16 protein-coding genes are annotated in these 15,523 nt (G+C 68.2%); 7 read left to right on the top strand and 9 right to left on the bottom strand.

The features are described from left to right. Window positions 1–4: 4 nt before the first annotated feature. Window positions 5–1,438 (bottom strand): NADP-dependent isocitrate dehydrogenase, encoded by a 1,434-nt coding sequence (locus Q8N19_RS09855; protein ID WP_305590187.1) that lies wholly within the window; start codon window positions 1,436–1,438, stop codon window positions 5–7. Window positions 1,439–1,541: 103 nt separating this feature from the next. After that, window positions 1,542–2,072: a gluconokinase gene (locus Q8N19_RS09850; RefSeq protein ID WP_305590185.1), complete on the bottom strand. Its 531-nt coding sequence runs from the start codon at window positions 2,070–2,072 to the stop codon at window positions 1,542–1,544. Between the two features lie 76 nt (window positions 2,073–2,148). Between Q8N19_RS09850 and Q8N19_RS09845 the strand changes: the two genes are divergently transcribed. Beyond that, window positions 2,149–3,168, top strand: a complete 1,020-nt coding sequence (locus Q8N19_RS09845) for an SDR family oxidoreductase (protein WP_305590183.1) — start codon at window positions 2,149–2,151, stop codon at window positions 3,166–3,168. Here Q8N19_RS09845 and Q8N19_RS09840 read toward each other — a convergent pair. After that, window positions 3,133–4,965: a glycoside hydrolase family 15 protein gene (locus tag Q8N19_RS09840; protein ID WP_305590181.1), complete on the bottom strand. Its 1,833-nt coding sequence runs from the start codon at window positions 4,963–4,965 to the stop codon at window positions 3,133–3,135. The two genes, Q8N19_RS09845 and Q8N19_RS09840, sit on opposite strands and share 36 nt — an antisense overlap. 171 nt (window positions 4,966–5,136) lie before the next feature. On the opposite strand from Q8N19_RS09840, the gene Q8N19_RS09835 reads away from it, so the two are divergent. The 5 genes from Q8N19_RS09835 to Q8N19_RS09815 are packed head-to-tail and all read left to right on the top strand — an operon-like array spanning window position 5,137 to window position 10,645. Beyond that, window positions 5,137–6,396, top strand: a complete 1,260-nt coding sequence (locus tag Q8N19_RS09835; protein WP_305590179.1) for a D-arabinono-1,4-lactone oxidase — start codon at window positions 5,137–5,139, stop codon at window positions 6,394–6,396. A gap of 11 nt (window positions 6,397–6,407) precedes the next feature. Then, complete coding sequence (locus Q8N19_RS09830; protein ID WP_305590178.1) at window positions 6,408–7,559, top strand: DSD1 family PLP-dependent enzyme; 1,152 nt, start codon at window positions 6,408–6,410, stop codon at window positions 7,557–7,559. Between the two features lie 27 nt (window positions 7,560–7,586). After that, window positions 7,587–8,996 (top strand): amidase, encoded by a 1,410-nt coding sequence (locus Q8N19_RS09825; RefSeq protein WP_305590176.1) that lies wholly within the window; start codon window positions 7,587–7,589, stop codon window positions 8,994–8,996. An 11-nt stretch (window positions 8,997–9,007) separates the two neighbouring features. Next, the gene (locus Q8N19_RS09820; protein WP_305590175.1) at window positions 9,008–9,472 is read left to right on the top strand and encodes a GNAT family N-acetyltransferase; all 465 of its coding nucleotides are present in this window, start codon (window positions 9,008–9,010) and stop codon (window positions 9,470–9,472) included. Between the two features lie 51 nt (window positions 9,473–9,523). Continuing rightward, window positions 9,524–10,645, top strand: coding sequence for a glutathione S-transferase family protein (locus tag Q8N19_RS09815; protein ID WP_305590173.1), 1,122 nt, complete (start codon window positions 9,524–9,526; stop codon window positions 10,643–10,645). 10 nt (window positions 10,646–10,655) lie between these two features. Here Q8N19_RS09815 and Q8N19_RS09810 read toward each other — a convergent pair whose 3' ends face one another. The 6 genes from Q8N19_RS09810 to Q8N19_RS09785 are packed head-to-tail and all read right to left on the bottom strand — an operon-like array spanning window position 10,656 to window position 15,106. Then, on the bottom strand, window positions 10,656–10,835 hold the full coding sequence (locus Q8N19_RS09810) for a hypothetical protein (protein WP_304753770.1): 180 nt from the start codon (window positions 10,833–10,835) through the stop codon (window positions 10,656–10,658). Then, the gene (locus tag Q8N19_RS09805; protein ID WP_305590171.1) at window positions 10,832–11,008 is read right to left on the bottom strand and encodes a hypothetical protein; all 177 of its coding nucleotides are present in this window, start codon (window positions 11,006–11,008) and stop codon (window positions 10,832–10,834) included. Before Q8N19_RS09805 ends, Q8N19_RS09810 begins: the two co-directional genes overlap by 4 nt. Before the next feature lie 55 nt (window positions 11,009–11,063). Beyond that, on the bottom strand, window positions 11,064–11,855 hold the full coding sequence (locus Q8N19_RS09800; protein ID WP_305590169.1) for an ABC transporter permease: 792 nt from the start codon (window positions 11,853–11,855) through the stop codon (window positions 11,064–11,066). Then, entirely contained in the window at window positions 11,855–12,805 is a 951-nt protein-coding gene (locus Q8N19_RS09795) for an ABC transporter permease subunit (RefSeq protein ID WP_305590167.1), read from the bottom strand. Before Q8N19_RS09795 ends, Q8N19_RS09800 begins: the two co-directional genes overlap by 1 nt. Further along, window positions 12,802–13,959 carry an ABC transporter ATP-binding protein gene (locus Q8N19_RS09790; protein WP_305590165.1) on the bottom strand — a complete coding sequence of 386 codons (1,158 nt, stop codon included), beginning with the start codon at window positions 13,957–13,959 and terminating at the stop codon, window positions 12,802–12,804. The genes Q8N19_RS09795 and Q8N19_RS09790 overlap by 4 nt, the downstream gene beginning before the upstream one ends. Before the next feature lie 34 nt (window positions 13,960–13,993). Beyond that, entirely contained in the window at window positions 13,994–15,106 is a 1,113-nt protein-coding gene (locus tag Q8N19_RS09785; protein ID WP_305590163.1) for a polyamine ABC transporter substrate-binding protein, read from the bottom strand. A 129-nt stretch (window positions 15,107–15,235) separates the two neighbouring features. Between Q8N19_RS09785 and Q8N19_RS09780 the strand changes: the two genes are divergently transcribed. Then, window positions 15,236–15,523 (top strand): DMT family protein (locus tag Q8N19_RS09780; protein WP_371133830.1); only part of this gene is annotated, 288 nt, incomplete at its 3' end.

Below are 15,523 nucleotides of genomic sequence, written 5' to 3'. Positions count from 1 at the left end.
GCGCCTACTGACCCTGACCGAGGCTGAACCCCGGTTGGCCGTCAAAGGCGCAGAGGTTCTCCGTCTTGATGAACTCCAGACCCGCCTCGGCGGCCCGCACGGTCAGCGCCGCGATGTCCTTCAGGGGAACGGATGAGCCGCCGTTCATGAAACGGCACCGCCAATGATCGACGCAGTTGGTTTCCGACAGCCCCTCCGGCCATACCTTGACGCCGCGATTGGTGATCATCTTCAGGCCCAGGGGACCCCGTTCCAAAGTCTTGAGCTGGGCCGCGAGCGTGTCGACGTCTCCGCGCCAGTCGATGAAGAGGTCAACGCCAACGGTGGTCTTCTCCGCCCGCGGCGCCGGCGCATGGTTGGAGATCGGCGCCGCCGGTGTCCGCCGCGTTGAGACGGGCTTCAGGGACTGGGGCAATCGTCCCATTCGGCTGATGACGCCGGCTGCAAACGCCTGAGTGCCCAGGGTCTCGACGGTCCCCTTCATGTCGGGCGTGCCCAGTCCATCCTCGAGCGCGCAAAGCCAGGCATTGTGGATCCGTGCCGCAGTCTCGCCCTGGCCGACATGGTTCAGCATCATCAGGCCCGCCAGCAGCAGACCCGACGGGTTGGCGACGTCCTGGCCGGCGATGTCAGGGGCCGACCCATGCACGGCTTCGAACATGGCGCAGCGGGCCCCGATATTGGCAGAAGGGGCTAACCCGACGGAGCCCGCCACCTGGGCGGCGATATCGGAGATGATGTCGCCATAAAGGTTCGGCGCCAGGATGACGTCGAAGGCCTCTGGACTGTCAGCGATCCGGGCGGCGCCGATGTCGATAATCATGTGGTCCTGAGCTATCTCCGGATAGTCCTGGCCCACCTCCTCGAACACCTTCCTGAAGAGACCATCGGTCAGCTTCATGATGTTGTCCTTGGTCATGCAGGTGATTTTCCGCCGACCCTGGCTGCGGGCATATTCGAAGGCGTAGCGGGCGATCCGCTCGCAGCCTGGCCGGCTGACCAGCTTCAGGCACTGGACCACATCCTGGGTCTGCTGATGCTCAATGCCGGCATAGAGGTCTTCCTCATTCTCCCGGATGATCACCAGGTCCATGGCCGGATGCCGGGTGGCGACAAACGGCGCATAGGCCGTACAGGGCCGAACATTGGCGAACAGGCCGAGGCTCTTGCGGATCGTCACATTCAACGACTTCATCCCGCCGCCCTGTGGCGTGGCGACAGGCGCCTTGTAGAACACCCCCGTCCGCCGCAGGCTTTCCCAGCCCTCAGGGGTGACGCCAGCGGTGTGGCCTTCGCGCCAGACGGCTTCGCCAAGAGGGATGACTTCGGGCGCCAGGCGCGCGCCGCCAGCCTCGAGAATGCGCAGGCACGCCGACATGATCTCCGGACCGACGCCGTCGCCCTGGGCGACCGTGATGGGGGTGGGGGCGATGACCATGGCGTGCTCCTTCAGGAACGAGTGCGACGCCAATGGCTGTAGGCTCTGGCGGACGATTTCCCTCGTGAGTTGTCGGCATGCCCATGATGAGCTTCGGCAATCGTCAGGGGGGCGCAGGCCGCCCCCGCTCATCGCCCATTTTGCGCACCACAGCCTGGATGATTTCCGAGAGCGCCTGATCCGCATCGACCACCAGGGCGCGTTCCTCGAGCGCGGGCGGCTCCAGGGCGGCGAACTGGCTGGCGAGAAGGGACGGGGGCATGAAGTGGTCCCGGCGGCGCATGAGTCGCTCGGCCAGCAGCTCTGGCTCGGCCTTGATGAAGACGATCTGCAGGTCGGCCGCCGCCTGACGTAGCTGATCTCGATAGGCCCGCTTCAGCGCTGAACAGGCGACCACCGCGGGCCTGGCCTCGGTCCGGCGCGCGGCGATCCAGGCGGCGACGGCCGCCAGCCACGGACGGCGGTCCTCATCGTCCAAGGGCACGCCCCGCGCCATCTTGGCGTGGTTGGCGGGCGGGTGCAGGTCGTCGGCGTCGAGGAGGGCCCAGCCCAGACGCTCGGCCAGGGCGCTGGCGATCGTCGTTTTACCGGCGCCCGAAACGCCCATCACCAGCAGGATCGGGGTCATGGTCATGCGAGCCTAACGCTGGCGGCTCCGGCAAGGTCCGTCCAGCCCCGGAACCGCGCGCCGCGTCAGCCCTTTCTCCCCCATGCGACAGAACACACAGGATGCGCTTTCTGGCCGGGTCATCGCCATCACCGGCGCCTCGGCCGGCATTGGCCGGGCCACGGCCCTCGCGGCGGCCCGTGCTGGGGCTTCGCTGCTGCTGATGGCGAGGAGCGAGACGGCCCTCGAGACGGTGGCGGCCGAGGCCCGAGGATTGGGTGTCCGCGTCCACGTGGCGCCCCTCGACGTCGCCGATGCAGAGGCGGTCAGACAGGCCGCCCATGCCGGGGAGCAGGCGCTCGGGCCCATCGACGTCTGGATCAACAGCGCCATGGTCACGGTCTTCTCTCCGGTGTCCCGGCTGGACCCTGAGGAGATTGCCCAGGTGACCCGGGTGACCTACCTCGGCTCGGTCCATGGGGCGCTGGCGGCGCTTGAGGTGATGCGGGGCCGTGATCGCGGCGTGATCGTGCAGGTCGGCTCGGCCCTGGCCTATCGGGGGATCCCCCTGCAGGCGCCGTACTGCGCGGCCAAGCACGCCGTTCGCGGTTTTCTGGACTCCCTGCGGACCGAGCTGATCCACGAAAGGTGCGGCGTGCAGATCAGCGAAGTGCAGCTGCCGGCGGTGAACACGCCCCAGTTCGACTGGGCCCGGGCGCACACCGCCCGACGGCCGCAGCCGGTCGGCGACATCCACGCCCCCGACGTCGCCGCCCAGGCTATTCTCAAGGCGGCCCGCCATCCGAGGCGGGAATACTGGCTGGGCGCCAGCACCGCCCAGACCATCATCGGCCAGACCCTCGCCCCGCAGCTGATGGACCGCATGATGGCCGACATGGCCTGGGAGGGGCAGTTCAGCGACGCGACCTTCCCGCCCGGCTATCAGGACAACCTGTTCGCCACGGTGGAGCCGCCGCACCGAACCGAAGGACGCTTCTCGGAGGGACAGATGACCGACGCGCCGCTGATCTCGGGTGATGTCGCGCGGGTCGCGGCGGTCGCCGCAGGCGCCGCCGTCTTCGCCGGTCTAGGCCTGCTGATCGGCCGCCTGGGGCGGCGTTAGCTCCCGGTCCTGCGGCGCGTCAGGTCGCGCTGCGGCCTTCAGGCGGGCCAGGTTGAACGCGGTGTCGATGATGGCGAAGTGCGAGAAGGCCTGCGGGTAGTTTCCCAACTGGCGGCGGGCGGCCGGATCATATTCCTCGGCCAGGAGGCCGAGATCATTGCTCAGGCCCACCAGGCGCTGGAACAGAGCTTCGGCCTCATCGCGCCGGCCCTGCAGAATGAGGTTGTCGGCCAGCCAGAAGCTGCAGGCCAGGAACACCCCTTCGTCGCCCTCCAGCCCGTCATCGGAGGCCTCTGGGTCATAGCGCAGCACAAGGCCGTCCCGAGTCAGGCCCTGCTCAATGGCGGCCACGGTTGAGATCATCCGGGGGTCGTCAGCGGAAATGAAGCCCACCAGCGGCATCAGCAGCACTGCGGCATCCAGGGACTCGCCATCATAGGATTGCACGAAGGCGCCGAGATCGGCGCTATAGCCCCGGTCGCAGACCTCCTGATGGATCTCGTCCCGCAGGGCCTTCCAGCGGTCCGCGGGTCCTTGCAGGCCAAAGTCCTCCACCGCCCGGACCGCACGGTCGAAAGCCACCCAGGCCATGACCTTGGAGTGGACGAAGTGGCGGGGGTCGCCGCGGACCTCCCAGATGCCTTCGTCAGGGCGCCGCCAGACCTCCTCCAGCTGGACCATCAGGGCTCCTTCCAGCTCCCAACGGTCCTCCCGCAAGTCGAGTTCGAAGGTGCGCGCCTGGTGCATGGTGTCCATGATCCAGCCGAAGGCGTCGATCTGGAACTGTTCGGCCGCGCCGTTGCCGAGCCGCACCGGCCGGGACCCTTCATAGCCGGGCAGCCACTCGGCCTCCCGCTCACCCAGCCGTCGCTCGCCGGCTATTCCGTAGACCGGCTGAAGCGCCTTCGGGTCGCCCGCCACCGACCGAAGCACCCACTCGCACCAGGCTTCGGCCTCCTTGCGATAGCCGGCGTTCATCAGCGACAGCACCGAGAAGGAGGCGTCCCGCAGCCAGCAGAACCGGTAGTCCCAGTTGCGCTCGCCGCCGATCTGTTCGGGCAGGGACGTGGTCGGCGCCGCGATGATGCCTCCCGTGGGGGCGTAGATCAGCGCCTTGATGGTTATGAGGGACCGGTTCACCGCCTCGGCCCAGGGACCCTCATAACGGCTCTGCGCCGACCAGCCGCGCCAGAAGGCCAGGGTCCGATCCAGGGACTCCTCCGCCTCACACGGTTCGGGCGTGTAGATGTGGGATGGCTCGTAGCTCAGGATGAAGCTCAGGCTGTCGCCGGCCTCCACGGCGAAGGCGCCGCGCACATCTCCGTCCTCGAAATCCAGTGGGCAGGGCGCGCGCAGGATGACCGAGTGCGGTCCCGCCACCGCCCGCAGCGTTCCCGGCGCGATCTGATGCAGCCACGGCTTGACCGCCCCGTAGTCGAACCTGGGGCGGAGCATCAGCTGTAGCTGGCCGCGCCCTGCCAGACCCACCACCTGCCGGATCAGCTTGGGGTCTCCCTCGCGGGGCTCCATGAAGTCGATCAGGCGATAGGAAGTCCCGTCGGGGGCCTCAAAGTCCTGTTCAAGGACGAGGCTGCCATCGTGATAGCGCCGGGCGATCGGCGCGGCGCCCTTGGCGTCAATGCGCCAGAAGCCATGCCGCTCATCCCCAACCAGGGCGGCGAAACAGGCCTCGGAGTCGAAACGGGGCCAGGCCAGCCAGTCGATGGAGCCATTTCGCCCAACCAGTGCGGCGCTTTCACCGTCGCCGATCAACCCGTAGTCCTCGATCTTCTGCATATCGCCCCATTCGTCTGGCCCAGCTCGACATTCTGGCCGCCCGAGCGAGGCTAACGGGCGCATGGCGCATTCGGTTCGCAGGGCCGGCGCTTTCTGGCCTGGACGGCGCCCGGGGGGATCGGGTTCACTGACCCTGCTGCGGGCCTCGACGCTGCGCAGCGGGGAGGGATCATGGCCAACTGGACCAACTGGTCGGGCAGCGTAAGCGCCCAGCCGGCGCAATTTGCGCAGCCCAGGACTCTGGAAGACCTCCAGGCCCTGGTGCGTGGGGCAGGCAAGGTGCGGGTGGTCGGCGCGGGCCATTCCTTCACGCCGCTCTGCGAAACCGACGGCCTGCTGCTGAACCTGTCGGAGCTGGAGGGCGAGCTGGTCATCGCCCCTGACCGCAAGACCGTCACCGCGCCCGCCGGCTGGAGCCTGAAGCGCCTCACCCGGGCCATGTGGGACGAGGGGCTATCCCTGGCCAATCAGGGGGATGTCAATCCGCAGTCCCTGGCCGGGGCCATCGGCACCGGCACCCACGGCACGGGCCGCGATCTGGGCAGCCTCTCGACGCTCGTCCAGGGCGTGCAGGCGGTCATGGCCGACGGGACGGTGGCCGAGACCAGCCGCGCCCAGAGCGCTGATCTCTTTGAAGGCCAGCGCCTGTCCCTTGGCCTGTTCGGCGTGATTACGGCGGCCACCATCGACGTCCTGCCGGCCTACAAGCTGGAGGAGCGGGTCGAGAAGAAGCCGATGGCCTGGGTCTATGAGAATTTTGATGATCTGGCCCAGCGCCACCGGCACGCGGAGTTCTTCGTCTTCCCCTATGCCGATGAGGCCATCGTCAAGACGCTGCATCCGATCGAGGCCGAGGACACGCCGCGGGGCCAGCCCAGCAACGAGGAGGACATCTTCCGGTTCTGCTGCGACATGACCAAGGCCTTCCCCTTCCTGGCCGGGCCGATCCAGCGGTTCATGACGCGGTCCTCGGGCGATGTGCACAAGGTGGGTCCGGCCTACCGCATCTTCCCGTCGACCCGGAACGTCCGTTTCGAGGAGATGGAGTACGAACTGCCCCGGGAGGCCGGGCTGCCGGCGCTCAAGGAGGTCATCGCCTGGATCCGCACGGGCCGTCGGCCGGTGGCCTTCCCGTTCGAATTCCGCTGGGCGGCGGCCGACGACATCTGGATCAGCCCGTTCAACAAGGGGCCAGGCGCCTCGATCTCCATGCACCAGTACGCGAAGATGCCCTGGCAGGAGGTGTTCGCCGCCGCCGAACCCATCTTCCGCAGCCACGGGGGCCGTCCCCACTGGGGCAAGCGCCACTTCCTGACGCGGGATGAGGTCGACGCCCTCTATCCGCTGGCCGGGCGCTTCCGGGAGGTTCGCCGCAAGGCCGATCCTGCGGGCAAGTTCCTGAACCCCCACCTCGCCGACCTGTTCAGCTGAAAAGAGCCCCCATGTCCGTCCTCTCCGACGACCGCCGCCTGCACGGGCATCTGATCGGCCAGCAGGGTTCGCGCCGCGCGCTCAATACGCCGGTCCTGGTGCTCGACCTGGACGCCCTCGACCGCAACATCGCCGCCATGGCGCAGCTGGCGACCACGGCTGGGGTTCGCCTGCGCCCCCACGCCAAGACGCATAAGAGCGTCGACATCGCCCGCCGGCAGGTGGCGGCCGGCGCCTTTGGCCTCTGCTGCGCCAAGCTAGGCGAGGCCGAGGCCCTGGCGGCGGGCGACATCGAAAACCTGCACATCACCTCGCCGGTGGTCTCGGCCCCGGCCATCGCCAGACTGATCGCGCTCAACGCCCGCAGCCCTGGCCTGTCGGTGGTGGCCGACCACTCGGACAATGTGGCGGCCCTGGCTGCGGCGGCCTCGGCCGAGGCTCCGCTGACCGTCTATGTGGACGTCGACCCGGGCATCCGCCGCACCGGCGTGGCGACCGACGAGGCCGCCGTGGCGCTCGCCCGCCAGATCGCCGCCGCCCCGTCTCTGATCTACGGAGGCGTCCAGAAGTACTGCGGCCGCGAGCAGCACATCGAGGACTACGGCGCCCGCCGCGAGGCGATCCTCGCCCAGACCGCGGTCCTGAAGGCCACCATTGCGGCCCTGGCGGCCGCTGGCCTGGCGCCGCCCGTGGTGACGGGCTGTGGCACTGGCACCCACCGGATCGATCTGGAACTGGGGGTCTTCACCGAGTGGCAGGTGGGGTCCTATGTCTTCATGGACGATCAGTATCTGGCCTGCGCCCTGACCGAGGCCGGCGCCTCGCCCTATGGGCGCAGTCTGTTCGTCGACGCCCGGGTGGTCAGCGCCAATCATGGCCCCCTGGTCACGGTCGATGCGGGCTTCAAGGCCTTTTCCACCGACGCCGCTCCCCCCCAGGTGGTGGCCGGCGCGCCGGACGGGGCGAAGTTCGCCTTCATGGGTGACGAGCAGGGGGCGGTCATCGCGCCGGGGATCGGTGAGACCCTCACAATCAGCGATCTGGTCACCCTGGCCGTGCCGCACTGCGACCCGACCGTGAACCTTTACGACAGCTACCATGTGGTCCGCGGCGACACCCTGGTGGACATCTGGCCCGTCACCGCCCGCGGTCGCAGCCGCTAGCCCCGCCCGACCATCAGGAGACGCGCCATGAGGTTCGAGGACTATCGCCGCCACGACATGACCGCCCTGGCCGACCTGGTCGCCCGCCGGGAGGTGTCGGCCGCCGAACTGCTGGAGACCGCCCTGACGCGCGCTGCTGTGGTCAATCCGCAGATCAACGCCATCACCCAGGACCTGTCCGACTTCGCCCGCAGCGAGCTTGCAAGCGCGACGGGGGGACCATTCGGCGGCGTGCCCTTCCTGCTCAAGGACCTGGGCGCCCAGCTGGCCGGCACGGTGACCACCGGCGGTTCCCGGGCCTTCAAGGACGCCCGCGCCGAGGCTGACAGCGCCATCGTGGCCGCCTATCGCCGGGCGGGTCTGGTGATCTTCGGCAAGACCAATACGCCGGAGTTCGGCCTGGCCCCGGTCACCGAGCCGGCCCTGTTCGGCGCGAGCCGCAATCCCTGGAACCTGGGCCATACGCCGGGCGGCTCGTCCGGCGGGGCTTCGGCGGCCGTCGCGGCCGGCATCGTCCCGGGCGCCCACGCCAGCGACGGCGGCGGCTCCATTCGCGTGCCGGCCTCGGCCTGTGGCCTGTTCGGCCTGAAGCCCTCCCGGGGGCGTGTGTCCTTCGCGCCCGCGGGCGAAGGCTGGGCGGGCGCCTCCATGCAGCACGCGTTGACCCGCTCAGTGCGCGACAGCGCCGCCCTGCTTGATGTGGTCTGCCAGCCCCAGGCGGGGGATCCCTACTTCCTGGCGCCGCCGGAACGACCCTTCGCCCAGGAGGTGGGCCGCGATCCTGGCAAGCTGCGGATCGCCTTCACCACCGCTTCCCTGGCCAGCCCTGAGCTAGATCCCCAGTGCGTGCAGGCGGTGCGTGAGGCCGCCGTCCTCTGCGCGAGCCTCGGCCATGATGTGACGGAGGCGAGCCTGCCCGGCGATCTCGCCACCCTGTCCCAGGCGGCCGGCGTGATCATCGCCGCCAGCGTCGCCGCCACCCTCGACGCCGAGGCCGAGCGTCGCGGCCGGCCCATCAGCGAGGACGAGGTCGAGTTCACCACCTGGATGAGCTATCGCCGCGGGCGGGAGCTTTTGGCCCCGCAATACGTCCAGGCGGTCGCCGCGGTGCATGCCTTCGGCCGGGCGGTGGCCGGCCTGTTCGCCGACTATGACATCCTGCTTCTGTCCACCGCCGGCCGGCCGCCGCCGCCGGTGGGCTGGCTGACCGAGGACCTCAGTCAGTACGCCCGCCGTCTGTTCTCATTCATGAGCAACACCCAGGCCTTCAACAATACCGGCCAGCCGGCCATGAGCGTGCCCCTGGCCTGGTGCGAAGAGGGCCTGCCCATCGGCCTGCAGTTCGTCGCCCCGATGGGCGAGGAGGCGAGGCTGTTGCGTCTGGCGGGACAGCTAGAGCAGGCCAAACCCTGGTTCGACCGCACAGCGCCGCTTTGAACGAGTCCGACATGATCCGCATTGCAGAGGCTGATGACGTGGAGGCCTGCGTGCAGTTGGCGGAAGCCAGACGGGCGCTCTATGAGACCTTCGAACCCCGCTTCTGGCGCCGGGCGGAGAACACCGCGGAGATGAGCCGCCTGTGGTTTGCGCATCTGTTCGCCAAGGCTGAGGTCCTAGCCCTGGTCGCGGAGCTCGACGGCGAGGTGAGAGGCTTCCTGATCGCCCAGCCGACGCCTTCGCCGCCGGTCTACGACCCTGGGGGGCGCACGGCGCTGATCGACGACTTCGTGGTCGAGCAGGGCAGGTGGACGACCCTCGGCGCTCAGTTACTGACTGAGGCGCGTCAGCGCCTGCGAGCCGCAGGTTATGCTCAGATCGTGGTCGTCGGGGCGCGCCAAGACGAGGACAAGACCGGCCTGCTGGAGGCGACGGACCTATCGCTGGCTTCCACCTGGTGGACCGCGGCCACCTAAGGCGCCGCTTGGCGGTGGAGCGGGTGAGTGGTGGGAGCTAAGGTCCGAGCCATGACTCGCCCGCACATCCTCTACGGCTTGCCGCACTCGCTCTATACCGGTCCGGCGCGGGCCTATCTGCGCAAGTCCGGCGTCGCCTTTGTCGAGCGGTCGGCCCGCGAGCCGGAGTTCCGTCAGCAGGTGATGCCGGCCATTGGCCGCTCGATCATCCCGGTGCTGGTCACGCCTGAGGGCCAGATCGTCCAGGACAGCGTCGACATCATCGACCATGTCGAGGCGGCCGGCGCGGCGCTCAGCGCCTATCCTGACCGCCCGCGCCAGCTGTTCCTGGCGCACCTGTTCCAGCTGTTTGGCTCCCAGGGGCTGCTGCGGGCGGCCATGCATTACCGGTGGAGCTATTACGACGTCCAACGCGCCTTCCTGGATCACGCCTTCGGCGTATCCGGCGCTGAGGACGACCCCAGCCGCGGCGCCATGCGCAAGATGCAGAGCTATCTGCCGGGCCTCGGCGTGCGGCCCGACACCATCCCGCTGATCGAACAGGGCTACCACGACCTGCTGGCCGCCCTGGAGGCTCACCTGTCGGTCCATCCCTACCTGCTGGGCGGCCGGCCCAGTATCGGGGATTATGGCCTGTTCGGCCCGCTGTTCGCCCATCTGGGCCGCGACCCCGTGCCCGCCGACATCATGAAGCGCCAGGCGCCGTCGGTCTTCCGCTGGATCGAGCGCCTGCATGCGCCCGACCTGGACATTCCCGACATGCCAGCCGCCGACGGCTGGCTGGCCGGCGACGCTGTGCCCGAGACCCTGGAGGCGCTCGTCGCAGAGATGGGTGCGGAGATGGGGGCGGAACTCGCCGCCAAGCTCGCCTGGCTGGAAGACCACTATCAGCGGCTGGCCCCGGCTGACGGCGAACCGGTCAGCGCCAAGCCGCACCAGCGGACGCTTGGCGTGACGCCCAGCCGCTATCGCGGGGTCCCCGACGAGGTCGGGGTGCAGCCCTATCTGCTCTACATGGTCCAGAGGACGGAAACCGCCCTTGGCGCGCTGGCCGGGGCGGACCGGGTGTGGGCCGACGACCTGCTGGCCCGCTCAGGGCTGGGCGCGCTGGGCGAACCCCGGCAGGCCCGGGTGGATCGCCGCAATCACATCGAGGTCTGGGCGCGGCCCTGATCGCCAGATTCTAGCGGCCCATCCAGGGCTTGGACTTGGACGAGGACTGATGGGCGGCGGCCTGTTCGCGCTGGAAACGCCCGCCCCGGGGCGGTTTCGGCTTGGCGTCCAGGGCGGCTTTCTTCAGCCGCAGGGCGCGCTGGATCGAGGTTTCGCCTTCAGGGCCGTCATCGGCGGGGGAGTCGCTCATTTTTTCGGTCCGGCATTGAGGTCTGGGCGGGCGGCGAGGAAGGCGGCCTTTTCGGCAGACGTGAGCACCTTGCCGGGCTTCTGGCGCGACACCCGCGGCTTGGGCGGCGCATAGACGTCCATGGGTGGGGCCGGGGCCTTGAGGTCTGACAGTCTCTTGGGCGGCGGCTTCATGGATCATCGCGCGGTGAAGGACCCCCGACTCCAGGGCCGTCCCACCTATGACACATCAGGGGGCGGCCGTCCGCCTGCGCATGTTCAGCAGATAGACGGCGATCACACCTGTGGCCACCAGACCGATCAGCAGGGTGGAGATGGCGTTGATCTCCGGGCTGACGCCTAAGCGCACGGCGCTGTAGATGCGGATCGGCAGGGTGGTGGCGCCCGGTCCTGAGGTGAAGCTGGCGATGACCAGGTCGTCCAAGGAAAGCGTGAAGGCCAGCATCCAGGCTGCGGCCACGGCGGGCGCGATATTGGGCAGGGTCACCAGGGCGAACGCCTTCCAGGGTGGCGCGCCCAGGTCCCGGGCGGCTTCCTCCAGGGCCTCGTCGAAGGAGACGAGCCGGGCCTGAACGACCACGGTGGCGTAGCAGAGGGTGAGCGTGGTGTGGGCGATCATCACCGTCCAGAAGCCCCGCGCCACGCCCACCGACACGAACAGCAGCAGCAGCGACAGTCCCAGAATCACCTCGGGCATGACCAGCGGCGCATAGGTCATGCTGGAGAACAGGGTGCGGCCCCGGAACCGCCCGGCTCGCACGAGGCCGAGCGCGGCCAGCGTCCCAAGAATGGTGGCCAGGGTCGCCGAAACGAAGGCCACCCGCAGGGTCACCCAGGCTGCAGCCAGCAGCTGTTCGTTCTGGAACTGGCTCACGTACCAGCGGGTGGAAAAACCGCCCCAGACCGTGACCAGTCGGCTCTCATTGAACGAGTAGATCACCAGCAGGACGATGGGCAGATAGAGGAAGCCCATGCCGAGCACGATGGCGGCGATGTTGAAGGCGCTGGGACCCCGCCGCATCAGCGCTGCTCCATCATCTTGGTCTGCTGGCGCTGGAACAGCAGGATGGGGATGACGAGGGTGGCCAGCAGCACGATGGCCACGGCGCTGGCGGCGGGCCAGTCGCGGTTGGAGAAGAACTCTGTCCAGATGGTCTTGCCGAGCATCAGGGTGCCGGAGCCGCCCAGCAGGTCGGGGATCACGAACTCGCCCACCATGGGGATGAAGCAGAGCAGGGCGCCGGCCATCACGCCCGGGATGGAGAGGGGGAAGGTCACTCGCCAGAAGCTCTGGAGCGGCGTGCAGCCGAGATCTGCGGCGGCTTCCAGCAGACCGGCCTCCTGCCGCTCCAGAACGGCATAGAGCGGCAGGACCATGAAGGGCAGATAGGCGTAGACCAGACCGATATAGACGGCCGTATCGGTGTTCAGGATGTCCACCGGCGGCAGGCCGATCTGCGCGAGGGCCATGTTCAGCAGGCCGGCGGGCTTGAGGATGGCGATCCAGGCATAGACCCGGATCAGGAAGCTCGTCCAGAAGGGCAGGATCACCGCCATCAGCAGGGCTTGGCGAACGCTGGGTCGGCACCTGGCCATGCCATAGGCCAGCGGATAGCCCACCAGCAGCAGGATCACCGTGGCCACGGCGGCGAACTTCAGGCTGGAGAGATAGGCCGCGAGGTAAAGGCCGTCCTGGCCCATCCGGGCATAGGCGTCGAAATCCAGGGCCCGGACGAAGGCGATGACGCCCCCCAGCCCCTGGCTCCAGTCCAGTCGCGGCGCATAGGGCGGGATGGCCAGGACCACGTCCGACAGGGACAGTTTGGCCACCAGCAGGAAGGGGACCAGGAAGAAGACCGCCAGCCACAGGAAGGGCGCATAGGCCGCCCGCGCCTCGGAACTCGGCTGACCCCGGGGGCGTCCCAGACCCTTCCACGGGCGACGCGGGCGCGGGGCGCCCGTCACGCTCATCGGGTGAGCACCACGGCGGAATCGGGTGCGAAGGTCAGCCAGACCTTATCGTCCCAATCGACGGGGCGATCCACGACGCGGCTGGCGTTGGCGCGGGCCGCCCGGATGGTGCGTCCGCCGGGCAGCTCCACCAGATAGGTGGTCCAGTCCCCCAGATAGCCGATGTCGGCCACGGTCCCTTCCAGGCGGTTGGGACCAGGCGGCGGGGGATCGAGGTGCACCCGCATCTTCTCCGGCCGCACCGCCAGCCAGGCGGTGGAGCCGATGGCGATCTCGTCGTCCTCGATGGCTTCCAGACCCTCAGGCGCTTCGGGGCTGACCAGGCGGATGATATCGCCGTCGTCCTCGATGACCTTGGCCTCGAACAGGTTCACATCGCCGATGAAGTCGGCCACGTAGCGGGAATTGGGGGCCTCATAGACCTCGGCCGGGCGGCCGATCTGGGCCAGCTGGCCGGCTCGCATCACCGCAATTCGGTCAGCGGTGATCATCGCCTCTTCCTGATCGTGGGTGACGATCAGGAAGGTCATGCCCAGGCGCTGCTGCAGGGCCATCAGCTCGAACTGGGTCTCTTCCCGAAGCTTGCGGTCCAGGGCGCCGAGCGGCTCGTCCAGCAGCAGCATGCGCGGCTTGGGCGCGATGGCGCGGGCGAGCGCCACCCGCTGCTTCTGGCCCCCCGACAGCTGGTCAGGTTTGCGGTGGGCGAGGCCCTCCAGCCGCACCAGGGCCAGCATCTCATCGACCCGGGTGGCGATCTCGTCCTTGGGCTTTTTCTGCTGCCGCAGGCCAAAGGCGACGTTCTGGGCCACGGTCAGGTGCGGAAACAGGGCGTAGGACTGGAACATCATGTTCACCGGCCGCAGGTGCGGCGGCCGGCCGGCCAGGTCTTCGCCGCCGAGGGTGATGCGGCCCAGGTCCGGCGTCTCGAAGCCCGCCAGCATCCGCATCAGGGTCGACTTGCCGCAACCCGACGGCCCCAGCAGGGCGAAAAATTCCCCCTCATAGATGTCCAGCGACACCGCATCGACGGCGGTTTCGCCGCCAAAGCGCTTGGTCACCTGATCGAAACGGACCAGCGGTTTGGCCGAGGGGTCCGCCCACGGGGCGAAGCTCGAGCGCACCGCGCCGATGTTCAAACGCGGCTTGGCGTTCACGAAAGGTCGAGCCCCCAGGGCGTGGCGCGGCGGGTCACTGGCCCGTCTGCACCCGGGTCCAGAGCCGGTTCACTTCGCGGACCAGATCCTGACCCTTGGCGGTGGTGACGAACAGACGCTCCATCACCTCGTCGCCGGGATAGATGCGCGGATCGTCGCGGACTTCCGGATCGACCAGGGCCGTGGCCGGCTCATTGGCGTTGGCGTAGGCGGTGTAGTTGGACGCCGTCGCGATCACGTCGGGACGCAGCATGAAGTCCAGGAAGGCGTAGGCCGCGTCCGGATTGGGGGCGTCCACCGGAATGGCGAAGACGTCGAACCACACCTGGCTGCCCTCGCTGGGGATCACATAGTCCACCTCGACGCCGGCGCCGGCCTCCGAGGCCCGATCGGCAGCCTGGAAGATGTCGCCGGAATAGCCGATGGCCACGCAGATATCGCCATTGGCCAGACCGTTGACGTATTCCGAGGAGTGGAACTTGCGCACATGCGGACGCACGGCCATCAGCATATCGGTGGCGGCCTGATAGTCGGCCACGGCCGTGGAATTGGGGTCCTTGCCCAGATAGTTCAGCGCCACGGCGTACATGTCCTCCGAGGCGTCCAGGAAATGGACCCCGCAGTCGGCCAGCTTGGAGATATTCTCGGGCCGGAACAGCACCTCCCAGGAGTCGATGGCCACGCCGGGCAGGCGCTCAGCCACCTTCTGCGGATTGAAGCCGATGCCGATGGTGCCCCACATATAGGGGACGGTGTAGCGGCCGCCCGGATCGAACGGCTCCATATAGGCCATGATCTTGGGCGACAGATTGCCGATATTGGTCAGCTTGGACTTGTCGAGCTCGGCGATGGCGCCGGCCTGGATATAGCGCGGGATGTTGTGGTTGGACGGGGTCACCACGTCATAGCCAGTGCCGCCCTGGAGCATCTTGGTCTCCAGCACCTCGTTGGAATCAAAGGTGTCGTAGACGATCTTCAGGCCCGTATCGCTGGTGAAGGCCTCCAGCAGCTCAGGATCGATATAGTCCGACCAGTTGTAGATCCGCACCGTATCATTGGCGCTCTGCCCCTGGCCGCAGGCGGCGAGGCCCAGCAAGGCCGCCGCGCTGGCCGCGGCCACGCCCGTCTTCTTCACCCAAGCCCGCATCACGCTCTCCCTCAGCAGCCCAGCACCTGCTTATAAGGCTGATGACGCGGGGGTTAAGTCCCCAATCGACGCCGCGAGCCCCGGAGACTTGTGATGCCCCCCAGCCTGGCGCCTGGCCTGACCCCTCTGATGGCCTTCGTGGCCCCGGTGATCCTGCTGGTGTTCTCCAATATTTTCATGACCTTCGCCTGGTATGGCCACCTGAAGGTCGAGCATCGGCCGCTCTGGATCATCATCCTGGTGAGCTGGGGCATCGCCTTCTTCGAATACTGCCTGGCCGTGCCCGCCAACCGGATCGGCAGGGATGTCTATTCGCCTGCCGAGCTGAAGACGATGCAGGAGGTCATCACGCTCGCGGTCTTCGCGGTCTTCTCGGTGATGTATCTGGGGGAGCGGTTCACCTGGAACCACGCCATC

Source organism: Phenylobacterium sp. (genome assembly GCF_030693405.1).
In the GTDB taxonomy this organism is placed as follows: Bacteria; Pseudomonadota; Alphaproteobacteria; order Caulobacterales; family Caulobacteraceae; genus Phenylobacterium.
This window is presented reverse-complemented; position numbering and strand designations above follow the sequence as displayed.